This is a genomic window from Methanoculleus oceani, from assembly GCF_023702065.1.
GTDB lineage: Archaea > Halobacteriota > Methanomicrobia > Methanomicrobiales > Methanoculleaceae > Methanoculleus > Methanoculleus oceani.
The window spans coordinates 443074-465738 of sequence record NZ_QFDM01000001.1; the positions used below are offsets into that span (position 1 = coordinate 443074).

The 22665-nt window shown below is 65.0% G+C and carries 23 protein-coding genes and 1 pseudogene; 17 read left to right on the forward strand and 7 right to left on the reverse strand.

Translation table 11 applies throughout. The annotated features are described in order from the left end of the window. Window positions 1–10: 10 nt before the first annotated feature. The 4 genes from DIC75_RS02365 to DIC75_RS02380 are packed head-to-tail and all read left to right on the forward strand — an operon-like array spanning window position 11 to window position 3668. Complete coding sequence (locus tag DIC75_RS02365; protein ID WP_352151547.1) at window positions 11–565, forward strand: phosphoribosylanthranilate isomerase; 555 nt, start codon at window positions 11–13, stop codon at window positions 563–565. After that, complete coding sequence (gene trpB / locus DIC75_RS02370; RefSeq protein WP_250986407.1) at window positions 562–1734, forward strand: tryptophan synthase subunit beta; 1173 nt, start codon at window positions 562–564, stop codon at window positions 1732–1734. Before DIC75_RS02365 ends, trpB begins: the two co-directional genes overlap by 4 nt. Continuing rightward, window positions 1731–2531 carry a tryptophan synthase subunit alpha gene (gene trpA, locus DIC75_RS02375; RefSeq protein ID WP_250986408.1) on the forward strand — a complete coding sequence of 267 codons (801 nt, stop codon included), beginning with the start codon at window positions 1731–1733 and terminating at the stop codon, window positions 2529–2531. Before trpB ends, trpA begins: the two co-directional genes overlap by 4 nt. A 33-nt stretch (window positions 2532–2564) precedes the next feature. Continuing rightward, window positions 2565–3668: an ATP-NAD kinase family protein gene (locus tag DIC75_RS02380; RefSeq protein WP_250986409.1), complete on the forward strand. Its 1104-nt coding sequence runs from the start codon at window positions 2565–2567 to the stop codon at window positions 3666–3668. Between the two features lie 723 nt (window positions 3669–4391). Here the strand turns inward: DIC75_RS02380 and DIC75_RS02385 are convergent. The 3 genes and pseudogenes from DIC75_RS02385 to DIC75_RS02395 form a co-directional block, all read right to left on the reverse strand. After that, a pseudogene (locus tag DIC75_RS02385) lies at window positions 4392–5282 on the reverse strand (Na/Pi cotransporter family protein); the annotation flags it as partial. An 82-nt stretch (window positions 5283–5364) separates the two neighbouring features. Further along, window positions 5365–5880 carry a hypothetical protein gene (locus DIC75_RS02390; RefSeq protein WP_250986410.1) on the reverse strand — a complete coding sequence of 172 codons (516 nt, stop codon included), beginning with the start codon at window positions 5878–5880 and terminating at the stop codon, window positions 5365–5367. A gap of 74 nt (window positions 5881–5954) precedes the next feature. Then, complete coding sequence (locus tag DIC75_RS02395; RefSeq protein ID WP_250986411.1) at window positions 5955–6518, reverse strand: hypothetical protein; 564 nt, start codon at window positions 6516–6518, stop codon at window positions 5955–5957. 230 nt (window positions 6519–6748) lie between these two features. Between DIC75_RS02395 and DIC75_RS02400 the strand changes: the two genes are divergently transcribed. From DIC75_RS02400 to DIC75_RS02425, 6 genes are all read left to right on the forward strand, one after another. After that, window positions 6749–7168, forward strand: coding sequence for a MarR family winged helix-turn-helix transcriptional regulator (locus DIC75_RS02400; protein WP_250986412.1), 420 nt, complete (start codon window positions 6749–6751; stop codon window positions 7166–7168). A gap of 55 nt (window positions 7169–7223) precedes the next feature. Beyond that, a complete protein-coding gene (gene lon / locus DIC75_RS02405) occupies window positions 7224–9608 on the forward strand; it encodes an endopeptidase La (protein ID WP_250986948.1) in 2385 nt (794 codons plus the stop codon). Between the two features lie 207 nt (window positions 9609–9815). After that, the gene (locus tag DIC75_RS02410) at window positions 9816–10217 is read left to right on the forward strand and encodes a hypothetical protein (protein WP_250986413.1); all 402 of its coding nucleotides are present in this window, start codon (window positions 9816–9818) and stop codon (window positions 10215–10217) included. Between the two features lie 23 nt (window positions 10218–10240). Next, window positions 10241–10681, forward strand: coding sequence for a hypothetical protein (locus tag DIC75_RS02415; protein WP_250986414.1), 441 nt, complete (start codon window positions 10241–10243; stop codon window positions 10679–10681). 19 nt (window positions 10682–10700) lie between these two features. Further along, a complete protein-coding gene (locus DIC75_RS02420) occupies window positions 10701–11489 on the forward strand; it encodes a carboxypeptidase-like regulatory domain-containing protein (protein WP_250986415.1) in 789 nt (262 codons plus the stop codon). A gap of 1 nt (window position 11490) precedes the next feature. Further along, the gene (locus DIC75_RS02425; protein WP_250986416.1) at window positions 11491–12303 is read left to right on the forward strand and encodes a hypothetical protein; all 813 of its coding nucleotides are present in this window, start codon (window positions 11491–11493) and stop codon (window positions 12301–12303) included. A gap of 14 nt (window positions 12304–12317) precedes the next feature. Here the strand turns inward: DIC75_RS02425 and DIC75_RS02430 are convergent, their stop codons facing one another. Next, window positions 12318–12803: a helix-turn-helix domain-containing protein gene (locus tag DIC75_RS02430; protein ID WP_250986417.1), complete on the reverse strand. Its 486-nt coding sequence runs from the start codon at window positions 12801–12803 to the stop codon at window positions 12318–12320. Between the two features lie 206 nt (window positions 12804–13009). On the opposite strand from DIC75_RS02430, the gene DIC75_RS02435 reads away from it, so the two are divergent. The 7 genes from DIC75_RS02435 (at window position 13010) to DIC75_RS02465 (ending at window position 19790) form a co-directional block, all read left to right on the forward strand. Then, a complete protein-coding gene (locus DIC75_RS02435) occupies window positions 13010–14251 on the forward strand; it encodes a methanogenesis marker 16 metalloprotein (protein WP_250986418.1) in 1242 nt (413 codons plus the stop codon). Window positions 14252–14288: 37 nt separating this feature from the next. Then, window positions 14289–15023, forward strand: coding sequence for a carotenoid biosynthesis protein (locus DIC75_RS02440; RefSeq protein ID WP_250986419.1), 735 nt, complete (start codon window positions 14289–14291; stop codon window positions 15021–15023). A gap of 98 nt (window positions 15024–15121) precedes the next feature. After that, window positions 15122–16600 carry a bifunctional phytoene desaturase/3,4-desaturase gene (crtID, locus tag DIC75_RS02445; protein ID WP_250986420.1) on the forward strand — a complete coding sequence of 493 codons (1479 nt, stop codon included), beginning with the start codon at window positions 15122–15124 and terminating at the stop codon, window positions 16598–16600. An 8-nt stretch (window positions 16601–16608) separates the two neighbouring features. Continuing rightward, window positions 16609–17433 (forward strand): phytoene/squalene synthase family protein, encoded by an 825-nt coding sequence (locus tag DIC75_RS02450; protein WP_250986421.1) that lies wholly within the window; start codon window positions 16609–16611, stop codon window positions 17431–17433. Continuing rightward, on the forward strand, window positions 17430–18293 hold the full coding sequence (locus tag DIC75_RS02455) for a prenyltransferase (RefSeq protein ID WP_250986422.1): 864 nt from the start codon (window positions 17430–17432) through the stop codon (window positions 18291–18293). The genes DIC75_RS02450 and DIC75_RS02455 overlap by 4 nt, the downstream gene beginning before the upstream one ends. A 178-nt stretch (window positions 18294–18471) precedes the next feature. Further along, window positions 18472–19191, forward strand: coding sequence for a hypothetical protein (locus tag DIC75_RS02460; protein ID WP_250986423.1), 720 nt, complete (start codon window positions 18472–18474; stop codon window positions 19189–19191). 158 nt (window positions 19192–19349) lie between these two features. Beyond that, window positions 19350–19790 (forward strand): hypothetical protein, encoded by a 441-nt coding sequence (locus tag DIC75_RS02465; protein WP_250986424.1) that lies wholly within the window; start codon window positions 19350–19352, stop codon window positions 19788–19790. 35 nt (window positions 19791–19825) lie between these two features. Here DIC75_RS02465 and DIC75_RS02470 read toward each other — a convergent pair whose 3' ends face one another. The 3 genes from DIC75_RS02470 to DIC75_RS02480 all read right to left on the reverse strand — a co-directional run bounded on the left by DIC75_RS02470 (window position 19826) and on the right by DIC75_RS02480 (window position 22285). Beyond that, the gene (locus DIC75_RS02470) at window positions 19826–20758 is read right to left on the reverse strand and encodes an AEC family transporter (RefSeq protein ID WP_250986425.1); all 933 of its coding nucleotides are present in this window, start codon (window positions 20756–20758) and stop codon (window positions 19826–19828) included. A gap of 160 nt (window positions 20759–20918) precedes the next feature. After that, the gene (locus DIC75_RS02475) at window positions 20919–21392 is read right to left on the reverse strand and encodes an ArsR/SmtB family transcription factor (protein WP_250986426.1); all 474 of its coding nucleotides are present in this window, start codon (window positions 21390–21392) and stop codon (window positions 20919–20921) included. 95 nt (window positions 21393–21487) lie between these two features. Next, entirely contained in the window at window positions 21488–22285 is a 798-nt protein-coding gene (locus tag DIC75_RS02480) for a hypothetical protein (protein WP_250986427.1), read from the reverse strand. Window positions 22286–22665 lie beyond the last annotated feature (380 nt).

The window sequence follows — 22665 nt, forward strand, 5'->3', positions numbered from 1 at the left end:
GATCTGCGGGATCACCACCGTCGGCGACGCACTTCTCGCCGCGGCGGCCGGAGCCGACGCGATCGGCGTGGTGCTCGCGAGCCCCTCTCCGCGGTCCGTGACGCCCGATCGGGCGCGGGAGATATTTGCGGCGGTCCCGCCGTTCGTGACCACGGTCGCCGTCACCTCGACCGGCCGGCCCGAAGACCTCGCGGCGATCCTCCTCTCGCGGCCGGATGCGGTGCAGGTGGCAGGTGACCTCGCCGTGCCCCCCAACGCGGGGGTGCGGGTCCTCCGGATGCTCTCGCCCGGCGATCCCCTGCGGGACGACTGCGACGCGGTAGTCATCGACGGCAGCCACGGCACCGGAAGGGCGTTCGATCCCGGGTATGCCCGGGAATGCGTGGCATCCTCGCCGGTGCCGGTCATCCTCGCGGGCGGGCTCGCCCCCGGCAACGTGGGCGAGGCGATACGGACGGTGCGGCCCTACGCCGTCGACGTCGCTTCAGGCGTCGAGGCGGCGCCGGGGGTCAAGGACGAGCGTCTCATGAGGGCGTTCGTAAAGATATGCAGGACGGATCCATGAAAGCAGGACGATACGGAGTATACGGCGGGCAGTACGTGCCCGAGACCCTGATGAGCGCGCTGATCGATCTTGAGGAGACCTACGGCCGGGTCCGCGAGGACCCGGAGTTCTCCCGCAGGCTCGACTGGTACCTGCATGAGTATGCCGGACGGGAGACACCGCTCACCTACTGCGAGAATCTCTCCCGCGACCTCGGCTGCCGCATCTACTTAAAAAGAGAGGACCTTCTCCACGGCGGTGCGCACAAACTGAACAACACCCTCGGCCAGGCGCTCATGGCGAAGTTCATGGGCAAGCGCCGGCTCATTGCCGAGACCGGTGCCGGGCAGCACGGCGTCGCGACGGCGATCGCGGGTGCGGCCCTCGATCTGCCCGTAGAGGTTTACATGGGCGAGGTGGATACCCGGCGCCAGGCGTTGAACGTCTTCCGGATGGAGCTTCTCGGCGCCCGGGTCGTCCCGGTCGCTTCCGGGACGCGGACCTTGAAGGACGCCATCAACGCGGCGATGCGCGACTGGGTGGCGAACCTCCGGGAGACCCACTACCTGCTCGGTTCCTGCGTCGGCCCGCACCCCTTCCCCCGGATCGTCCGCGACTTCCAGTCGGTCATCGGCGAGGAAGCACGGCGGCAGGTGCTCGAGAGGGAAGGGCGGCTCCCCGATACCGTCGTCGCCTGCGTCGGCGGGGGTTCGAACGCGATCGGCATCTTCTACCCCTTCGTCGGCGACGACGTGGCGCTGGTCGGCGTGGAGGCGGGCGGCGATGGGCTCGATACCCCCCGTCACGGGGCTTCACTCTGTGGAGGCTCGGTCGGGGTTTTCCAGGGGGCGCTCTCCTACCTCCTCCAGGACGGCGACGGCCAGGCGCTCGAGACGCACTCCGTCGCCGCGGGCCTCGACCATCCCTCCGTCGGGCCGGAGCACGCCATGCTGAAGGACTCGGGAAGGGTCCGCTACGAGGCGGTCACCGACGCCGAGGCGCTCCATGCCTTCCGCTACCTCTCCCGCACCGAGGGGATCATCCCGGCGCTCGAGTCCGCCCACGCGGTCGCCTACGCTCTCCGGGCGGCGGACGACCTCGATAAGGACGGAGTCCTGGTCATCAACCTCTCGGGGAGGGGTGACAAAGACGTCGCGGACGTCGCGAGCCTTCACGGGGGCGTCGCATGAGCCGGATCGAGGGGCTCTTTGCCCGGGAAAATCCGGCCTTCATCGGCTTTACCGTCGCCGGAGACCCCGGCATCGAGGCGTCGTTTGGGGTGGCGACGACGATGATCGACGCAGGGGTCGATCTCCTCGAGATCGCCGTCCCCTACTCCGACCCGGTGGCGGACGGCCCCGTGATCGAGCGGGCGCACGCCCGTGCCCTCCGGGCGGGCACCACGCCGGACGACGTCTTCGCCCTCGTCCGGCGGGTCAGGGAATATGCGCCGGCGTTGCCCCTCGTCCTCTTCACCTATTACAACATCGTCTACCGCCGGGGAGCCGACCGGTTCTTTGCGGAGGCCGCCGCCGCCGGCGCGGACGGCGTCCTCGTCGTCGATCTTCCGAGCGAAGAGTCGGGCGAGGTCGCGCCGTACGCCGCCCGGCACGGCATCGACCGGATCGCCCTCATCGCCCCGACGACCTCGCCGGAACGGCAGCACGCGATCCTCCGCGAAGCCTCCGGTTTTGTCTACCTGATCTCGCTCGAGGGGGTTACCGGCGAGCGCGACCGGCTCCCCTCCGGTATCGTCGGGCTGGTCGGCGCGGTGCGGGAGAAGACGGATCTCCCGCTCGCCGTCGGGTTCGGGATTTCGCGCCAGGAGCATGTCCGGACCGTTACAGCCACCGGTGCGAACGGCGTCATCGTGGGGAGCGCCCTCGTCCGGCTGATCGAGGAGCACTCGAGCGATGAGACCGGGATGCACGAAGCGCTCGCGACGGCGATCACCGCGTTGCGGGATGGGCTTACTCCCCGATCCTGAACCTCATATACCCTGACGGGCAAGAATAGAGGGATGACGCAGACCGTCGGGTTTTTGCTCAACCCGGTTGCCGGGATGGGCGGCGCCGTGGGGCTGAAGGGGACGGACGGACAGGCGGAGGAGGCTCTCCGCCGGGGCGCGGTCCCGCACGCCCGCGACCGGGCGGTGCAGGCCCTCTCCCTCCTCAAGAGCGACGACATCGCGTGGTGCACCTGTGCGGCGCCGATGGGGGGGGACGTCCTCGCGCTGGCGGGGATCGACCGCTTCACCGTCCTCTACCGGCCCGAAAAGCCGACCGCTGCCGCCGATACGAAGGCCGCCTGCCGGGCGTTCCTCGATGCCGGGGTCGATCTCGTCGTCTTCTGCGGCGGGGACGGGACGGCCCGGGACGTCTTTGATGCCGTCGGCCGGGAGGTGCCTATCCTCGGCATCCCCGCCGGGGTGAAGATGTACTCGGCGGTCTTTGCGGTCAACTCGGCGGCGGCGGCCGACCTCATCCGGCAGGCCGGGCGAACGGGCTGCCGGGACTCCGAGGTGATGGACGTCGACGAGGAGGCCTACCGTTCGGGCCGTCTTGCCGCCCGGCTCTACGGGTATGCATGCGTTCCTTTCATCCCCGAGCGGACGCAGGGCGGGAAGCAGGTCTTCGAGCAGCAGGACGAGGAGCGGGCGAAGGACGAGATCGCCGTGTTCATCGGCGAGATCATGCTGCCGGATACCCTCTATATCGTCGGCGCCGGGAGCACGACGGCACGGATCGTGGAACGGCTCGGCCTCCCGGCGACGCTGCTCGGGGTCGATGCCGTCAGGAACGGGGAGGTCGTCGCCCGCGACGCCGATGAGAAGACGCTTCTTGCCCTCCTCGACGAATACCCGCGGGCGAAGATTATCGTCAGCCCCATCGGGGCGCAGGGCTTCGTCCTCGGCCGGGGGAACCAGCAGATCAGCCCGGGCGTCCTCCGGAAGGCCGGGTTACGGAACCTGATCGTGATCGCCACGCCGGCAAAGCTCGCCGCAACACCCCTCCTCTACGTCGACTCCGGCGATCCGGTGCTCGACCGGGAGGTCGGCGACACCCTGCAGGTCATCTCCGGCTACCGGATTGCGCAGCGAAAGCGTGTCGTCCACCACGGTTGAAGCCGCATCATACCTCTTCTGGACGGAGTACTGCTCGGAAAGTTTACGGAGGTCCCGCACCTTGGCGTTCGCCGCCTCGATGATGGAGAGGACCTCCAGGTAGCGGCTGTCCGCGAGATTGCCTTCCCTCTTGAGACTGACGAGCTGCTCGCGGTAGTGCTCGTTGATGGCGCGCTGGAGTTCGACGTCCCGTGCGCGGAGTTCCGAGACGGTCACTTCCAGGATCCTCGGGAAGAGGAGTCCGAGCCCGACGATGTTCCCGTCGAGGATCCGGTAGACGCTTTCCGTCTTCCGTACCAGGCCGGCGGGTGTACCGTTTCCGTTCCGGGACGACCTGCGGAAGAACTCCCCGAGATCCGCCCCGAGGTCCCCGAGCCGCTCGATCTCGTTTGACATCCGCACCAGGAAGACCACCTCGGTCGCTTCCCGGTCCGAGAGCTGCCTTCCGGAGATCGCCCGGAGCGCCTGTTCGATCCTCCCGTCAAGGTAACCGTTCAGGCTCTTGAGTTTCTCGACCATCTGGTAGTCCGCCTCCCTCGACGTGGCGAGGTAGGTCATCGCCGCCCGGAAGAGGTCGAGCGTGACCTCGTGGGCGTGCTTGAGCTCGTTCTGGATCAGTTCGAACCCGAGTTGCGTGTCTTCGGGGATGCCGTCCTCGAGGTGGCGTGTCCGCATCAGGATCTCGGGCTCGCTCCCGGGCACCGCCCGTTCCACGAGCTGCCCGAACCTCCCGATGAAGAGGAGGAAGACCGCCGCCGCGATCAGGTTGAAGATGAGGTGGGCGTTCGCCACCATCTGCGCTTCGGTTCCGCCGATCGCCGTTACGAGTTCGGCGAACGGCACGAGGAAGGGCAGGATCAGGAGCACGCCGCCGAGGTTGAAGATGAAGTGGGCCGCCGCCGCCCGCCGGGAGTGGAGGTTCATCCGGGCAGAGGCGATCAGGGTCGTCGTGGTCGAACCGATGTTTGCGCCGAGCAGGATCGGGATCGCCTGCGGGAGGGTGAGCAGCCCCTGCTGGGCGAGGACGACGACGAGGCCGGTCGTCACGGAACTCGACTGCACCATGGTGGTGAAGAGGAACCCTATCAGGATGGCAAGCGGGAGCGCCGAAAACTCCGCAACAAGCCCGATGATCGCAGGATCGTTCTGGAACGGTGCGAGCGCCGTGGAGATGAGGTTTAAGCTGAAGAGGACCAGGCCGAAGTAGAAGAGGGGCTTGCCCAGGAACCGGTAGCGCCGCCCGAATATCCCGACGAGGAACCCGACCGGGATCAGCACCTGTCCAAACGCCGTCATATTGAAGGCGACGAGCTGCGCGGTGGCGGTCGTCCCGATGTTCGAGCCGATGATGATCCCGAGGCTCTGGAGGAACGAGAGCGTTCCGGCGTTGACGAGCCCGATGGTGATGATCGTGGTCGCCGCACTCGACTGGACGAGGGCGGTGACGACGGCGCCGAGGAGTGCGCCGACGACCGGCCGCGACGTCAGCCGCCCCAGGATCTTCGCAAAACTGCCTTTCGCGACGGCGAGGATCTCCCTTGAGAAGTTCTCTATCCCGTAGAAGAAGAGGATCAGGCCGGGAATGACGGCGAATACGAGCTCCCACGGGACCATTGCTGTTCGAGGAGTATGGAGCCTCCGCTCTGAAATAACTCTCTAAATAGATCGCCGGCGGAGGGTGCCTTTGCGTGGGATTTCATGCACAGTGTGCCGTGCTCTGCCTCCAGGCGAGGACGAGGAGCAGGATGCCGAGGAGCCCGAGCCCGGCGTAGATGTAGGCCGCTCCGGCGAACTCGTAGAGCGAGGGCGAGTCGGTTATGATATTCTCCGGGAGCGGTGGGGCGAGGAAGAGGCCGTATGCCCAGAGCAGGCCGGGGAGGCTGATGAGCCCCGCCTCGATCGCCCCGAACCATGCCGTCGATCCCTTCTCGAGCGGGAGTGCCCCGAGCAGGAGGGCGAGGACCGCCGGGGCGAGGAGGGCGATCGCGACCTGGCTGAACCCGGGTGACCAGGGCGACGGCCCGATGACGGCGAGCGCGAGGAAGATTGCCGCGAGGGGTATCGCCGCCCACCACCTGCCCCCTTCCTCCCGCACGGCGACGGCGAAGAGCACCGCTCCTGCGAGGGAGGCGATGCAGAAGAGAAGGAGCACCGGCGAGATGTCTGCGATCCGGTACGCGAACTGGCCGTTGTAGACGTACCGGGCGTACATCCCGGTCACGGGAACGGCGAGGAAGTAGGCCGCGGTGAGGGTGAGTGCGATCGAGGTTCTCTCCGGCGCCGTACCTATCCCTCCTCCTCGGCGTGCCCCTCTTCCCGCAACCCCGGGGCGGGGGCGGCAGTCAGGCGGAGAGCGGCGTAGAGTATGGTTGCGGCCAGCACGCACTCGAGGTAGAACCCGAAGACCCCGAAGGCGGAGAAGAGCAGGTTATACGCGGGGGTGCCCGCGGCGAACGGGAGGGCGCTCATGATCCCGTCGAAGAGCCACCCGAATACCGGCACGCTGTCCGCGATGAGCGGGGCGGGCCCGCCCGGCCACCGGTCCGGGTTTATCAGGAGGGCGAAGACGAACGGAACCGAGGCTGCAACGGCGACGAGCATCGCCTGCCGCTCTCTCCGGACCGGGACGGCGCCCGAGATGAGCGGAAGCGGCGTCGCGGCTCCCGCGACCGCAAGGGTGACCATTACGAGAACGAAGACAGGGAGGACGAACGGTGGCGCCGGCCCGATGATCCCGGAGACGGTTCTCGCGGTACCCGCCCAGATCACGCATGCGACGACCGCGACGAGCGGGGGGATGGCCGGCGAGAACCGGCTCCGGGGGAGAGAGGCGACGATCTTACGTGACATACTGCACCGTTCTCGACACTGTTCGGCTGCCGTGTCCTGGAAACCTGCGGGAAAGGTCAACGTTCTTCTATAAACGATTTCTGTCACAATCGTCTACACATCGGGGCATCCTGACCCATCTCATCCCGGATCCGACCATAACCGGCCGGGCTCCTGCAGGCATCTCTCCCGGCACCGGTCGCCGTCACAACCTTTATAGTTAGGTCAAGCAAAACTAATCAGCATCAACTATGCCGGCGAGAGAGGAGCATCTGTTCGAGGTATTTGATCGCCTGATCGCCATCAAGAACGAATGCTCCTCCGAGATCTTCTCCGAATGCGGGCTTGCCGACGTGACGGTGAAACAGGTCGCCTACCTGAAGACGATCGACGAGCACGGCGACGTGACGTTCAGCAGGCTCGCCGAGATCACCAGGAACTCAAAGCCCACCGTCACGGAGATGATCAACAGGTTCGTCCGGATGGAGTGCGCCTACCGGCAGAAATCCCCCGATGACGGGAGAATCGTATACATCCGCCTGACCGAAAAAGGACGGATGATGGCGAACGCCGAGCGGAACGCGCTGAACCGGATGATCGAGAGGATGGTGCGGACGCTCGACGAGAACGAAGTGGATCTCCTGATCGAGATCTTAAAAAAGGTCGGATAATTTTTTTGGCCGGCATCAAAGTTAGGTAAATTCAAACTAAATGATTGGAGTCACCATGCACTCACCACAACCAGACACCAGCAAAGAGTACATCGTCATACCGCTCTTCGAGACCGTGGTCTACCCCGAGACCCGGACGAAGCTCCAGGTCGAGACGGCCGTCGGGGAAGCGCTGATCGCCGCCATGAAGAGCAACGGGTCGGCATCCGCGGTCGGTCTGACCGCAAAGAGCGGCGCAGAGTCGGCGGAGAATCCGACCGACGCGCTCTATTCGACCGGAAATCTCCTCCTGATCGCGCACGTACAGCCTGCGGACGACGGCTACCTGGTCTTTGCGCACGCAACCTCCCGGGTGAAGGCCGTAACCCTCTCCGAGAAGGACGGGTTGTTCCACGCCGCCTGCGAACCCCTCCCGGATGTACCGGACCTCGACGAAGATACCCGGGCGAAGATGCTCGCGGACGTCAAAGCGGCCGTCCACGAGATCAGCGGCAACTTCCAGGGCTCCGAGCAGTTCACCCGACCCGTCGACAGGATGGAGTCCGTCGACCAGATCATGGGGTTCGTCATGCCCTTCCTGCCGATCGGTGTTGCCGAGAAGCAGGCCCTCCTCGAGACCGTCTCCGTCCGGGAGCGCCACGCCGCGTTCCTCCGTCTCCTGGTGAACCTGAACGAGAGCATCAACCTCCGGATCGAGGTGGCCAGGAAGGCTTCCGAGAAGGTCGGGAAGGCGAACCGGGAAGCGATGCTCCGCGAGCAGCTCCGGGTGATCCAGGAGGAGCTCAACGGGTGCGAGGGCTCTTCCGGCGAGGAGAACTACCGGGAGCGGATCGAGTGCTCGACGATGCCTGATGAGGTGAGGAAGAAGGCGCTTGCCGAACTGAAGAAACTCGAGTCGGGCGGGAGCCAGCACCACGAGAGCCAGGGGATAAGGAACTACCTCGACCTCCTGCTCGATCTGCCCTGGACGGTCGAGAAGAAGAGCATCGATATCGAGGAGGCCCGCCGCGTCCTCGAGAGCAACCACAACGGCCTGGAGAAGGTCAAGGAGCGGATCGTCCAGCACCTTGCGGTCATGAAACTCAAGGAGGAGAAGCAGGGCTCGATCCTCCTCTTCGCCGGCCCGCCCGGAACCGGGAAGACGAGCCTGGGCAAAAGCATCGCCGACGCGTTGGGGAGAAAATACGTCCGTATCAGCCTCGGCGGCGTCAAGGACGAGGCGGAGATCCGGGGGCACCGGCGGACCTACGTCGGGTCTCTCCCCGGCCGGATCATCCAGGGGATGAAGCGGGCCGGGGCGAAGAACCCGGTCTTCATCCTCGACGAGGTCGACAAGCTCGCCGTCTCGTATTCGGGAGATCCGGCAAGCGCCCTCCTCGAGGTCCTCGACCCCGAGCAGAATAGCACGTTCTCGGACCACTACCTGGAGGTGCCCTACGATCTCTCGGACGTGCTCTTCATCGCGACCGCGAACTCCCTCGCAACCATCCCGGCGCCGCTCCTCGACCGGATGGAGCTGATCGAGATCTCTGGCTACACGAAGAACGAGAAGTTCGCGATCGCAAAAGACCATCTCCTGCCGGAGACGCTCGAGGAGCACGGCCTCGATGCGGGTATGCTCCAGGTCGAGGACGAGGCCGTCTCGGCGATCATCGACCGCTACACCCGGGAAGCAGGTGTCCGGACGCTCAAGAAGCAGCTTGCACGGATCGCCCGGTTCGTCTCCGCAAAGGTCGTCTCGGGAACGGTCGACCTCCCGGTCGTCGTGACGGCGGAGATGCTCCCCGAGATCCTGGGCAGAGAGACCGTCCGGCCGGACGTGGCGCGGAAGGAGAACCAGCCCGGCGTCGTGACGGGTCTCGCCTGGACGCCGGTCGGCGGCGACATCCTCTTCATCGAGGGGACGTTCATGCCCGGCAAAGGGAAGCTGACGCTGACCGGCCAGCTCGGCGACGTGATGAAGGAGTCGGCCCAGATATCGCTCAGCCTGATCCGTTCGAGGCTCGCAGCCGTCACGACCGGGTTCGACTTCTTCGCAAGCGACGTCCACATCCACGTGCCGGCGGGGGCGACCCCGAAGGACGGGCCTTCGGCGGGCGTGACCCTCTTTACGGCCCTCGCCTCCCTCGTCACGGGGAGAGCGGTCGACCCGACGGTCGCGATGACCGGCGAGGTGACGCTCTCCGGCGCCGTCCTCCCCGTAGGCGGGATCAAGGAGAAGGTCCTTGCGGCCCACCGGGCCGGGATCAGGACGGTCATCCTCCCGCGGGAGAACGAGCGGGACCTCGAGGATGTCCCCGAGGACGTGCGGAGCGATCTTTCGTTCGTGACCGTGGAGACGATCGAGGATGTCCTCCGCGAGGCACTCGGGATAGAACTCCACGGCCCGGTCGTGCCGTATGCGGGGAAGAACCGGTGCGTCCCCGCCCACAACCTCTGAACACCCCTCTTTTATTATCTCTCCATACCCTCATTTCGCCCGCCGCGCCTTGCCCCGGGAGCAAACAGGCTTGAGGCGGTTCGACGTGTAGAGGATCGTGACAGAAATCGTTTATAGGGAAACGTCGACCTCTCACCGACAGTTGCCGGAATCAGTGCCCCGATGTGCGGGATCTGTCCGGTCTACGTCGAGACCGGAGGGGATTGCATGGAACCTGACAGGAAGCGCCTGATTGTTGTCGGGACCCTCGCGTTCATCGGCGTCGTCCTCCTCGTCGCGGCGGTCGTGTTCGTGTGTACCGCCCTCGTCGCCCTGATCACGGGAATCGACGGTCTTCCGCAGGAGTTGACCGTGGAGGTAGTCGGGGAAGAGGATCTGCAGAATGCATCCGTCATCCACCTGACCGACCGGGACTTGAAGCAGCACCCGGTGCTTGCCTCCGCGATCCGGGAGGCCAGCAGCGACTCCAACGTGGTGAAATCCGCGTCGGTCCCGATGACGGGGGCCGAATGTCTCGTGCTTACCGAGTCCTGTGGTGTGTATACGGCGAATGCGCCGATCCTCGAGTACGACGGAGTATACTACGCCACCCGCGTTCTGATCCATTAGAATCGTGTCAAAACAGGTGCAGAATGGAAGAGGGTAAGAAACCCGGCAACCGGCTCAGAATGGCGGGGCTCGTCGTCGCGTGCGGCCTTGTCGGCATCGTCGCCGTCGCGCTCGGCTTCATGCTCGCCGACGCTCTCATCGTCTACGCGATGGAGGGTTCGGGCGGGCAGCCGATGCTCTACGTCATGGAGAGGACGGAGCCGGGAGAGAACGTGGTCGTTCCCCTGACCGAGAAGGACTTTGCCGACCACCCGGCGCTTGATATGGTCATCCGGGGAGAAGAACGAAATCCGTCAGGATGGGAGTGGGGTATGAGCGACCGGCGCTTCATCGGGGGAACTAACGTCTCGTATGCGGAGAGCAAGGCGCTCCAGGACACTTACGGCCCCGACCGGGAGACATGGGTCTACCCGCACCTGGAGTACGAAGGAGCATATTACCTGGTGGTGACAACGTGGCCGTGAGAGAGCCGGGGGAGGAAGGATGAACGGAACGACCAGAACATGGACACTCCTCTTCGGGCTGCTGCTCGCGGTCGCCCCGGCGGCAGGCGCAGATCTCGATCTCAATCGACACCTGATCCCGGAACTGAAGGTGAACGGGTCGATCGAGACGATAGCCATCTCCGGGGAGTTGAGCCTTCAGCCGGAGCCGGGGGTTACCGCTGAGGGAACCTTCGGGATACCGTTCGGTTCGATCGTCGTCCATACGGCCGACGCAAAGACGCTGATCTTCGATGGCGACGGGAACCACCTCTTTTCCATCAGCGACGAACGCTCCGCGAAGATCCCCACTCCCGCGGGTGTCGAGAAGCCCTGCACCTGGGTGAGCCAGGTTCCGAGCGGTTCTCGTTCCTATCACCGCGGCGACACGACCTTCGTCTTCGGCACGGCCGGTGGCCCCATCCTCACCGTCATCAACGAGGGCCCTTTGATCGCCGTCTCGGGCAGAGTGACGGATGCCGGCGGCAACCCGGTTCCCGGTGCATCGGTGCGGTTCGAGCCGCTACTTACGCTCGACGAACCTCTCGCAGCGGTCACCACGGACGAAGACGGCCGCTACCAGATAACCGCTCCCGGCTACCGGCAGACCGTCACGGTCGAGAAGGAGGGCTATTCCACCCTCCGGGAGGAGCTCATCTTTGAGAACTCAATAAACACCCTCGACCTGGAACTGGAGCCCCTGCCCCGGACGGTCCCGGGGTTCGGTTCCGCGCTCGCGGTTCTCTCGCTTCTGGGGTTCTTCCTCCTCATCGGCCGGAATGGGTGGTGAGATGGTACAGGAAGGCTCGGTAATCCCGGCGCTCCTCCTTACCGCCGCAGTCACGGCGCTGGCGGCGGGGTTCGCGGCTTTTGCGCCCGTTGCGGAGGTCCCCGTAATCCCGCATGAGCAGATAGCCCCACAGGATCAGGCCCTGGTCCATATCGACTTCTTCACGGAGAAGAGGGACGTCCCTGTCGAGGGCGTGGATATTCTCTCCTCTATCCGGCGCTACGACCTCGCGGTCTACGATACGCAGGCAATCCTGGAGCGCCTGCTTTCCGGGGAACCGCTGGCGCTGCATATTGCCGGGCAGCCCTGCACTGCGAACCTGCAGGAGGTGCTGCACGACACTGGCTCCTTCACCGGCACCCTTTCCGGGGACGGGAGGGTGCATCTGACCATCAGCGGCAGCGTTCTTCGCGGCTATTTCGAGACCGGCGGCATCGCGTACTGGGTGGAGAGCACGGGGCGGTACGACACCGTATCCCCGGAGAACGTCCTCTACTACGTTTTCTCCTCCGCCGACGTAAAAGGGCTGAGCGGCTGCTATCTCACGCTGTACAACATCAGCAACGGGGATCTGGAGGATTCCGGGTACCCTGCAGGCTGGACGGAAGCCGACTTCCTGAGTGCCGGCCGCGAGGTCGTCCCGCTCGCGGATGCCGATCTCGTCGACCTCCCTAAAGTGAACGAGACCCTTCGCACCGGCTTTATCGAGGTGCCGCTCTCCGAGAACGAGACGATGTGCATCGTCAAGGGTTACCGGGGGAAGATCGCGGAGTACCACGGGGACTACTACCTGATCGACTTCATCGAGAGTTAGATTGTGGCGATCCCCTAAACTCTCTTTGCTATCGTCTCGATCGCTTCGATAAGCGTCTGCTGCTGCGGCTTGATGATCGCGACCGGGCAGTCGACGATCTTTTCCACGATCGGGGCAAGGATGGGTGCGCAGATGATCCCGAGCGCTCCCTCCTTATCCGCCCGGACGGCGGCGATGATGCACTCCTCTAGGGAGTCGGCCGCGTAGCCCCGGATGTGATATTGCTTCCCGCCGATGGGGAGGTTGCGGTTGTCGATCTCGTCGAGCAGGAACCGGGCCGCGATCACCGCGATGAAGCTCTTCTCCCGGGGCTCGAGGACGTTGACTATCCGCCGGACGGTCGAGAGGCGTGGGTCCGCCCTGCCCGACGTCAGTTTGTAGAGGGTAGCGGGTGGGATCCCCGCCCGCTCCGCGAGTTCCCGGATGCTCATATCCTGCCGGGCGAGTTCCTCCTGGAGCGCATCGGCAAACTCGGCTTCAAAGATCTTTCGTGAGAGCATCGATCTACTATGGTCTGGTGTGTGGGAAAACATTTTCCTCATACGGTCAAAATCTCCGCCCGGGAGGCGAACCCCTCTCCCCCGGGAGATCCGGGCCCCACGGGGCGGAGGGTTTAAGGACGTGGAAACCTACCAGATCGCCGGTTCTGGGGATCCGCCCGGCGGGCGGACGGTTCCCGGCAAAGGCGGAGGAGATCGGGAGTATCATGAAGACGATGGCAGAGATCGATGAGAAGATCCGGAACGGTTCGGCGGTCGTCTACACCGCCGCGGAGTTCAAACGCCTCATCCGCGAGGGTGCAGAGATCACGGCCGCGGACGTGGACGTGGTCACCACCGGGACGTGCGGGGTGATGTCCGGGACCGCGGCGATCCTCTCGGTCCCGGTGGCGACGCCGGGGACGTTCGAGCGGGCGGAGCGGGCCTGGCTGAACGGCGTCCCCTGCATGCCCGGTCCCTGCCCGAACGAGCGCCTCGGGCTCCTCGACCTGATCGTCTCCGGGACCGCCCACGCCAGCGCCGGCTACGGGGGCGGCCACCTCTTCCGCGAGATCGTCGAGGGCCGCGAGATCGAGGTGGTGGTGGAGGCCGCCGACCGGTCGATCGAAGCACGGGTGACCCTCGACGACTTTGGCTACGCCCGGCTCTTCACCACCCGGAGCGCTTACAAGAACTATACCGCCTACGTAAACACCCTGCCGACCCGGGTGAAGACGATCTTCTCCATCGAGGGTCTTCAGGGGCCCTGCCGGGAGGTCTCGGTCAGCGGATGCGGCGAGATCAATCCCCTCCAGAACGACCCCGCCCGGCTCGCGATCCGGGACGGGACGCCCATCCTCCTGAACGGCTCGGTCGGGATCGTGACCGGGGAGGGAACCCGGAGCACCCCCGGGCGCCCCAACCTCACGGTCATCGCCGACATGGCCGGGATGCAGCCCCGCTACATGGGCGGGTTTACGACCTCCGCCGGGCCCGAGTGCATCACGAGCCTCGGCGTCGCGATCCCGGTCCTCGACGACCGGCAGGTCGCGGCCCTCCGCGTTCTCGATGAGCATATCCCCCTCCCGGTGGCCGATATCAACACCCGCGCCGTCCTCGGGGAAGGGACTTACGCCGACGTCTGGCAGCAGCCCGACCGGGAGGTGACCTACTACCCCGAGTGGTGCGAGGAGTGCTCGGCCTGCGTTGCGGCCGCGGTCTGCCCCACCGGTGCGTTCTCCCGCGAGACCGGGATCGACCGCGACCGCTGCCTCGCCTGCACCGCCTGCCTTGCCGCCTGCCCGAACAACGCCCTCGAAGCGGGGGAGGGCGCGATCCGGGTCCGGGGGCGGAAGGTCCCGATCACCCTCCGCCAGTCGGGCCGGACGCTCGCCGAAGACCTCTGCCGGGACTTAAAAGAGCGGCTCCTCGATGCCCGGTTCACTTTCACCGGGGGCGGGGGGCGGTGAGGGCGAAGTTTATCCCCGCCGCCGCCCTCCCCCGCCCATGCGCATCATCCGGGCGGCGCTCCTCCTCACCGCCCTCGCCCTCTTCCTCGCCGCCTATCTGGTGGTCCGGTTCGACGACCCGGCGATCCCGACCGCCGTTCCGGTGGTCTTCCTGGTCGGGCTCGCCCTCCCCTCCTACGTCGCCCTCGTGCGCTGGCTCGGGCCCCTGCGGGGCATCGCCCTCCTCCTCCTCCTGAGCCTCCTCCCGCTCGCCGTCGAGGCATACGCCGTCTCGACCGGCGTCCCGTATGGCAGCTTCACCTACGCGGCCGACCTCGGCTACCGCGTCTTCGGCCTCGTCCCCTGGACGGTCGCCTTCGCCTACCTCCCGATGCTGCTCGGGGCGGTGACCCTCGCCGCGGCCGCTGCCGGGACCGCCTGGAGCCGCCTGGTCCCGGCCGGAACCTTCGTCCTCCTCCTCGTCGACCTGGTCATCGACCCGGCGGTCGTCCACGCCGGCCTCTGGGTCTGGCTCGACGGAGGCGCTTATTACGGCGTCCCGGCCTCGAACTTCGTGGGCTGGGTCCTGACCGGAGCGGTCTACGTTGCACTCTTCCGGCTCATCTCGTCCGGCCGGCCGATCCCCGGGATGGTCGCGGCGAGCCTTCTTTTGATACTCGCGTTCTGGACCGGCTATCTTACCCGGGACGGCCTTGCGATACCGGCGCTCCTCGGGACCGCGCTCGCCCTTGCAACCCTTCCGGTCGTTTTCGGCGACGATCCCTCGCGGTGAGCACCGCATCGCCGGCGGTCTCCCATGACGATCCTGACGCCAAAATATATATGCCACCTGTGACTTCCTACACCCGTTTTCCGTTCCGGAAGGGGGGAATGATGCGGGCTGTAATCGTTGGAGCCGGGTTCGGGGGCCTCTCCGTCGCCGCCCTTCTTGCGAAGGGCGGTTTCGACGTCACGGTGATCGAGAAGAACGAGCAGCCCGGGGGCCGGGCGAGCGTCCACCGCGATAACGGGTTTACGTTCGATATGGGGCCGTCCTGGTACCTGATGCCCGATGTCTACGACCGTTTCTTCGCGGAGTTCGGGAAAAGCCCGAAAGACTACTTCCCGCTCGTGAGACTCGACCCCTCGTACCGGGTCTTCTTCGCCGACGAACGAGTCGCGGACGTTTCGGCCGACCTCGAGAAGAACCTCGCTCTCTTCGAGTCGTTCGAACCCGGTGGGGCCGAAAAACTCCGGGGCTACCTCGCCGAATCGGAGGAGACGTATGGGATCACCATGAGCGACCTCCTCTACCGGGACTACCGGAGCATCTTCGACTTCTTCGACCGGCGGCTCCTTTCCCGGGGGAGGAAACTCCATCCCTTCGAGAACCTGGAGTCCTTCGTCAAGAAGCGCTTCGAAAGCGACGAGGCCCGGAAGATCGTGCAGTACTCCATCGGCTTCCTCGGCGGCTCGCCGAGAAACACCCCCTCGTTCTACCACATCATGACGCACATCGACCTGAATATGGGCGTGTGGTACCCGGAGGGGGGCATGCGGGCGGTGGTCGATGCCCTGGTCTCGCTCGGCCGGGAGTTCGGGGTCGAGTACCGCTACAACGAACCGGCGACCGCCATCGACGTCGAGGACGGAATCGCCCGCCGGGTCGTCACCCCGCTCGGGGCGCACGAGACCGATATCGTCGTCGTCAACGCGGACTATCCGTTTACGGAACTCTCCCTCCTCTCCGAAGGCTCACGGTCGTACTCCGCCTCCTACTGGGCAAAAAAGGTCCTCGCCCCGTCCACGTTCGTCGCCTATCTCGGTGTCGATCGGGTGATCGAGGGGCTCGCCCACCACAACATCTTCCTCGAGCCCGACTGGGAGGAGGGGTTTGAGACAATCTTCGATCCCAAAAAAGCTGCCTGGCCGTCGAGTCCTTCGTTCTACGTCAACGTCCCCTCGAGGACGGATACGACCGCCGCCCCGAAGGGCACCGATACCCTCTTCGTCCTCGCACCCCTCGCCCCCGATCTTGAGGACACCCCGGAACTCCGCGAGCGGTTCTACGACCACCTCATGAACCGCATGGAGGAGATCCTCGGCGAGAATATTCGGGGTTCGGTCGTGACCCGACGGATATTCGCGCTCTCGGACTTCTCGGACCGCTACAACGCCTACCGGGGCACGGCGCTCGGGCTCTCCCACACCCTCCGGCAGACGGCGCTCTGGCGGCCGGCGCACCGGAGCAAGCGTGTCAGGAACCTCTACTACACCGGCCAGTACACCCACCCGGGGATCGGGGTGCCGATGACCCTGATATCGTCCCAGATCGTCGCCCGCGAGTTGACCGGCCGCTACCACCGTTGAGGTGCCCCGTGATCGACAGGACCATCTACGACATCTTCAGGCGGGGGAGCAGGACCTACTTCTACTCGACCCTCTTCTTCCCGCCGGCGGTGCGGGAGGATGTCTTTTCCCTCTACAGTTTCGTCCGCACGGCCGACGATTACGTGGACGCTGTGCCGCAGGAGGTCGAGGAGTTCTACGCCTTCATCGACCGCTACGCCGCGGCCGCGGCCGGGGAGACGACGGGGGACGTGGTGATCGATTTATTCGTCGAACTTGCGGGGCGCAAAGGCCTCGACCCGGCATGGACGGCGGCGTTTCTCAACTCCATGGAGAAGGACATCACGGTCGGCTCCTACCGGGCGATCCGGGATCTCGAGGGCTACCTCTACGGATCGTCCGAGGTGATCGGGCTGATGATGGCCCGGATCCTCGATCTCCCGCCGGAATCGCACGCTGCGGCGCAGAACCTCGGCCGGGCGATGCAGTACGTCAACTTCATCCGCGACATCGCAGAGGACCTCGCTCTCGGCCGGACCTATTTCCCCCAAGACGAGATGGACCGGTTCGGGCTCGACGACCTCTCGGCGACGACCGCTTCCCGTGACCCCCGGGCGTTTGCGGCGTTTGTCCGGTTCCAGCTCCGGCGCTACCGGGTGTGGCAGGAAGAGGCGGAAGCAGGGTTCGGGCACATTCCCCGGCGTTACCGGATCCCGATCCGGACGGCGTCGGACATGTACCGCTGGACGGCCCGGGCGATAGAGCGGGACCCGGCCGTCGTCCACCGGCGGAAGGTGAAGCCGTCGGTGATCCGGATCGTCTCAGGCGCCGCCTCGAACACCCTGAAGGCATGACGTCCATGACGCCGCGGCTCCTCTCGCTCGCCTGGCGGGTCTCGCGGTTCCGGTTCTGGATCTACACCGGCGGGACCTACGTGGTGGGCTACGCCCTCGGGATGGACTCCTGGACGGCGTTCTTCAATCCCGCGTACATCCTCTTCCTGCTCTACTTCTTCCTTCCGGCAAACCTCCTCATCTACGGGGTGAACGACTGGTGGGACCAGGAGACCGACCGGTTCAACCCTAAAAAAGACGTGAAGGAGTACCGCATCAGCGAGGCGGACGGCCGGGACCTGCTCCTCCTCCTCGGCCTTGCGGGCGCCGTCAGCCTCGCGCTCCTCGCTGCGCTCGATACTGTCGGAAAGGCGCTTCTCCTCTCGTTCCTCTTCCTCTCCTACTTTTACAGCGCCCCGCCGCTCCGGTTCAAGGAGGTCCCGGTCCTCGACTTCTCCTCGAACATGCTCTACGTCGTCCCGGGGATCCTGGGCTACTACATCGCGAGCGGCACCCTCCCGCCGCTGGCCCTGGTCATCGCCGGCTACCTTCATGTCGCCGCGATGCACCTCTTCTCCGCTATCCCCGACATCAGCTTCGATGCGGCCGCGGGGATGACGACGACGGCCGTCCTTCTCCAGGAACGGCGTTCGCTCCTCCTCTGCCTCGTGTTCTGGTCGGGGCTTGCCGTCCTCGTCATCCGGCTTGCCGACTTCAACCCGGTGAGCCTGCTCGTCCTGGTCTACCCGGCCGTCCCCCTCGCCCTCCTCCTGCGGGAGAGCCTCTCCATCGACCGGGTCTACTGGTACCTCCCGTACGTCAACACCGGCCTCGGTGGGCTGGTCTTTCTTCTCGCAACCCTCCGGACGGTGGCGTGGTAGTGCGGGAGCCGTGATGGCCTACCTCCGGTCGGGTGCCTGTCCTGAGGCTCGATGCGGAGACACGCGTCACAGAAAAGGTATATGTCAGAACGTTGACTTCTCACCCATAGATACCGGTATCGGGGCAGGCACGGTCCATCCCCGGGTCCGACGCCCGGCAGCACGTCGCGAGGTCCGTATGAAGGTTGATTATGTTCTCAAGGCGATCGCTGCCGTTCTTGCCGTGGTTGTCTTCCTGTTCCTCTTTGCTCCTGCGTTCTCCGAGACCGTTCTGCCGGGCAACTTCTATGTGATCGAGATCACCGGTCTATCCGGTCTTACCGTGAACGGCACCGCCACGGTCATGGTCCCGCTCCCTGCAAACGCAGAGGGTGAACCGGTGATCCCGGAGGGGGTGTTCTCCGGCGATGGGGTTACCGGGTGGCAGGCGGCGGTCCGGGAGACACCCTACGGGAAGATGCTCGCGTTCACGACGACGGGAGAGTATGCGCCCGATATCTCTGTATCGTTTGAGGTGCTGCAGACGGAAGACGAGCTGCAGCGGTTGCCCCTGCACCAGCGGCCTACCAACCTGACTGCATGGGAGATGAAGAGGGAGCCGCGGCTGCTCGTGCCCGTGCTTGCGACACCCAATAACATGAGCGTCGCTGAGTTTAGCCGGGTTTCGAGCGGGACCTACACCTCGGTTGTATTCCTCGATGGCTTCGTCCCGTCGCCGGAGGATGCAGCGGTGGTCACGTTCAGCCTCGACTACCGGGGAGTGGGGGGCACGAAACGTTTGATAAGAGAGAATACCTGGACGACAATGGTGAATACGGACGTTATGAGCACTGAGTCCGGCTTCGTCCCGGTTCCGGCTGATTACCGGGTTATCGCAGGAGGTATCGGGTTCCTATGAGGATCAGGGCTGTACGTCTCTACGGGATTACGGTGACGGCTCTTGCCGCTGTTGGGGGGATTCTTGACGACCTGTTACGGAAACCCGTTGCCGTGATCGTGTGCGGAGGAGAGAAGGCCTATGATGCAGGGTAAGCGCGGTCTGCGGAGGATGCTCCGATGAAGAGGAGATCGTTAACATGGCTCTTCCTCTCTCTTTCGGCGGCGCTGCTCGCGGCCCTGCTCCTCCTCCACGCACCGGGCGCTGGCGCCGTGCAGGACCCGGTAGAGATGCCCGGCACGGCAAAAGAGCCCGGGCGGGCGGGGAACCTGACCGTCATCCTGGTGGCCGGGGATTCGAGACTCCCGCAGGCCGTCCCGATCCCCTCGTCCTGGAGGGATATCGAACCGGAGAGATGCGAGCCGACCGAAGAGGATTGGGCTTTCGTCAGAGATGCCGCAACGGATCTATCGGAAGAAGAGAAGACCCGGTTTGTTACGGAGATCAGAAAGATATTCGCCGGGGAATCGGCACTTCCCCGGGAGGAGCAGGATGTTCTGAAGAGGAGACTCGGGTACTACCTGGTTGAGGCAACCGGGGGAGCCGGGACGGCCCCATAACTGCAGTCGGTGTTCGGGTCGCTCTCGCTCCCGTCCTACAGCATCACCGTCGCGATCAGCGGAATCGTAACGAGCGACCCGATCGTCGAGACGAAGACGATCTGCGACGCGAGCCGGGAGTCGGCGCCGTACTGCTCCGCGAAGATGACGGTGTTTGCGGCGGCGGGCATCGCGGCCATCGTGATCATGATCCCGTTGATGTAGGGGTCGGCAAAGACCGGGGCGAGGAGGTAGCAGTAGGCCGCCGGGATGGCGAGGAGGAGGATGGCACTCGCCGCCCATATCCGCCAGTTCCCGACCATCTCCCGGGCCGGGAACGTCGCGAGCATCGCCCCGACGATGATCATCGCGAGCGGCGTCGTCACCCCCCCGAGGAGTTCGATCGAGTCGATGAAGGGGTTCGGGATCTCCACCGAGCCGAGGAAGAGGGCGAGCCCGACGACGGAGGCCGCGATCCCGGGGTTTAAGAGGAGTTTTGGATCGAACCCCTTCCCCCTCCCCTCGGTCAGCATCGCGATCCCGACCGAGAAAACCAGGATGTTGAAGAAGAGGTTGAAGATCGCGACGTAAAAGAGCGAGTCCTCCCCGAAGAGCGTCAGGGCGACCGGGAACCCCATGAACCCGACGTTCCCGAAGACGATCGCGAACTGGAGCACCCCCTCCTCCGCGGGCGGGACCCGCATGGCTTTCGAGACCCCCCAGGCGAGGGCGAACGAGAAGACGTAGAGCGCCCCGGTCGCGAATATCAGGGTCTCGGCCCCGGCGAGGCGCTCGGGGGTGAAGGGCACCTGCATCGAGGCGACGATCAGCGCCGGGATGGTGATGTTGATGAGGAGCCCGGAGAGCCCCCGGGTGGCCCGGGGGTCGACGATCTTTGTCGAGACGGCGACGTAGCCGGCGGCGATCAGGAGGACCAGGATGAATATCTGGTCCGCAACTATCAGGAAATCCGTGATCGCGCCGTTCATATGGGCACCGCTCCGTCCGGTTCATCAAGGTGAGTGCCGATACCCCTTTACGGTTCTGCTCCCTTAACCCGCGCCCGGAACATGTGCTGTCGGGTCAGGTCGCGAAGCGGCGGCAATAGGTTAAGGCACGATTTCGTGGAGCAGGGCGAGTGGAGAGGACTTACTCCCGGCACGGGGAGGTTCTTCGCCGGCACCGCACCGCAAGGCACCAGAGCACGACCGTCACGCCGAGGAGCGCCTCGCCCGCGTAGAGGAGGAGAGGTTCCCGGACGACGCTTCCCCCCTGGACTACGAAACCGCGGAGATATGAGGTCACGCAGAGCAGTCCGGCCGTCATGGCAGCGAAGGACGCGCCGAGGATGATGATGATCCGGTGGTCCCTCCCGGGATGAAGGATCCGCCGCCCCCTCTTCGTCAGGGTGTAGTCCCGCCATTTCCGGGCATTCTCGTAATGCACGAGATCCGCGTCGGCGAGAACACTGAGGTGCTCATGAACGGTCGACCTGGCAAGGCCAAGCCGATCGGCGAGCTCGCTCATTGTCATGGGCCGGATATCGAGCGCTTTGAGGATAGCGACCCGGGCGTCGGAGGAGAGAGCGGCGATATCGTCCCGGTCGAGCGTGACGTCTTCCATAGTCTGGCCTGAAACGATCAGATACTCTTCTGCCGGAAGGGAAAAGCGTTCCGGCTCCTGGCAGGGCTGAAAAAGGGGGTATGCGGCGAATCCAGTCACTCCGCCCGGATGGTCAGCGGCGGGGCCGGCTCCGGTGCATCTCTCCCCGCTACGACGAACGCCGCCGATGCCCGGGGAAGGCGGGCCCTGTTGTAATCGGGGTCAATCGTGTCCCCGCAGGTGGGGATGGGGCCGGAGACGACGCTACTCATTCCCCGGAGATCGAAAGCGACCGACGTGCCGTTCGGGGCCATGAGGTTGTGCGGGGCGGCAAGACCGATCGTCAGGTAGAGGAGTTCCTCCGGGCCGGGCCGCGGGAGGTCCGCCGCCACCCGCACTTCGCGCCACTCCCCGGCGGCAAGATCGCCGATGGGCAGCGCGGTCGCGGCGCCGGAGAGGATGTCCCCCTCCGGCGACCCCATGGTAGCGTTCAGGCGCGTGATTTCCGTCGTCACGGCAAGATCGGCACGTGCGCAGTCTTCGCTAGCGAGGTTCCGGACGAAGAAGTCGAGGCTGATTTTACCGTCCTCGATCGCGATATCGGGAGTGTACCGGATATCCTCCGGGCGGGCCGGATCGAGGCTGTAGCGGTCATCGAGGGCGATGGTCCGGTTCCAGGCGGCGGCGTTTTGCAGGCGCCAGGTCTCGTTCATCCCGTCGTAGACGATCACCGGGCTTTCATAGGGATCGCGGTACTCGAACCCCGGCCCGAACGGCAGTATCCAGTTCACCCGCTTGAGCGGTTCCTGTACGTGCTGCTGTCCCGGGGGAAAGGCCGCAAGTATGGCGAGGTTTGCCGCAGCAAGGATGAGAACGGCGCCGATACCGAGCCATATCCATGTCTTCGAGTGCATTTGATCACATCAGAGAGTTCGGAGCATCCGGAACCATATCTGGATCCGGGGTGAAATCGTATAAAACCCACTGTGATCGTTCGGTTCCAACCGAATAAACCTTTAATGTTGCGATTTGCTGTGTGACGGCAGGAAGATGGCAGTTTCCCGGACTGCCGACCGGATCCAAAGGTTTATGGTGCGTTCGGTTCCAGCCGAACGATGAGTGTCGATTTTATATGTTCTAACGGCCTAAAAACGTGTTAGGTATCGCGTGTAGCGCCCACGTGTGTTTGAAATCCTCTATCCACAGTCGACGCCCGGATGAAGAACCCTGCATGCCCGGAGGCAGAGGGGCATACGCGTTCTGCGTTCTCAAACATGCACCTCTCCTGTCTCAA

What these genes read in the sequence shown, in the direction of transcription:
- DIC75_RS02460 (WP_250986423.1), top strand. Translation starts at nt 18,472, where the DNA reads ATGAAGGTTGATTATGTTCTCAAGGCGATCGCTGCCGTTCTTGCCGTG.
- DIC75_RS02470 (WP_250986425.1), bottom strand. Translation starts at nt 20,758, where the DNA reads ATGAACGGCGCGATCACGGATTTCCTGATAGTTGCGGACCAGATATTC.
- DIC75_RS02480 (WP_250986427.1), bottom strand. Translation starts at nt 22,285, where the DNA reads ATGCACTCGAAGACATGGATATGGCTCGGTATCGGCGCCGTTCTCATC.
- DIC75_RS02455 (WP_250986422.1), top strand. Translation starts at nt 17,430, where the DNA reads ATGACGTCCATGACGCCGCGGCTCCTCTCGCTCGCCTGGCGGGTCTCG.
- DIC75_RS02440 (WP_250986419.1), top strand. Translation starts at nt 14,289, where the DNA reads ATGCGCATCATCCGGGCGGCGCTCCTCCTCACCGCCCTCGCCCTCTTC.
- DIC75_RS02425 (WP_250986416.1), top strand. Translation starts at nt 11,491, where the DNA reads ATGGTACAGGAAGGCTCGGTAATCCCGGCGCTCCTCCTTACCGCCGCA.
- trpA (WP_250986408.1), top strand. Translation starts at nt 1,731, where the DNA reads ATGAGCCGGATCGAGGGGCTCTTTGCCCGGGAAAATCCGGCCTTCATC.
- DIC75_RS02430 (WP_250986417.1), bottom strand. Translation starts at nt 12,803, where the DNA reads ATGCTCTCACGAAAGATCTTTGAAGCCGAGTTTGCCGATGCGCTCCAG.
- DIC75_RS02465 (WP_250986424.1), top strand. Translation starts at nt 19,350, where the DNA reads ATGAAGAGGAGATCGTTAACATGGCTCTTCCTCTCTCTTTCGGCGGCG.
- DIC75_RS02420 (WP_250986415.1), top strand. Translation starts at nt 10,701, where the DNA reads ATGAACGGAACGACCAGAACATGGACACTCCTCTTCGGGCTGCTGCTC.
- lon (WP_250986948.1), top strand. Translation starts at nt 7,224, where the DNA reads ATGCACTCACCACAACCAGACACCAGCAAAGAGTACATCGTCATACCG.
- crtID (WP_250986420.1), top strand. Translation starts at nt 15,122, where the DNA reads ATGATGCGGGCTGTAATCGTTGGAGCCGGGTTCGGGGGCCTCTCCGTC.
- DIC75_RS02435 (WP_250986418.1), top strand. Translation starts at nt 13,010, where the DNA reads ATGAAGACGATGGCAGAGATCGATGAGAAGATCCGGAACGGTTCGGCG.
- trpB (WP_250986407.1), top strand. Translation starts at nt 562, where the DNA reads ATGAAAGCAGGACGATACGGAGTATACGGCGGGCAGTACGTGCCCGAG.
- DIC75_RS02400 (WP_250986412.1), top strand. Translation starts at nt 6,749, where the DNA reads ATGCCGGCGAGAGAGGAGCATCTGTTCGAGGTATTTGATCGCCTGATC.
- DIC75_RS02475 (WP_250986426.1), bottom strand. Translation starts at nt 21,392, where the DNA reads ATGGAAGACGTCACGCTCGACCGGGACGATATCGCCGCTCTCTCCTCC.
- DIC75_RS02410 (WP_250986413.1), top strand. Translation starts at nt 9,816, where the DNA reads ATGGAACCTGACAGGAAGCGCCTGATTGTTGTCGGGACCCTCGCGTTC.
- DIC75_RS02415 (WP_250986414.1), top strand. Translation starts at nt 10,241, where the DNA reads ATGGAAGAGGGTAAGAAACCCGGCAACCGGCTCAGAATGGCGGGGCTC.
- DIC75_RS02380 (WP_250986409.1), top strand. Translation starts at nt 2,565, where the DNA reads ATGACGCAGACCGTCGGGTTTTTGCTCAACCCGGTTGCCGGGATGGGC.
- DIC75_RS02395 (WP_250986411.1), bottom strand. Translation starts at nt 6,518, where the DNA reads ATGTCACGTAAGATCGTCGCCTCTCTCCCCCGGAGCCGGTTCTCGCCG.
- DIC75_RS02390 (WP_250986410.1), bottom strand. Translation starts at nt 5,880, where the DNA reads ATGTACGCCCGGTACGTCTACAACGGCCAGTTCGCGTACCGGATCGCA.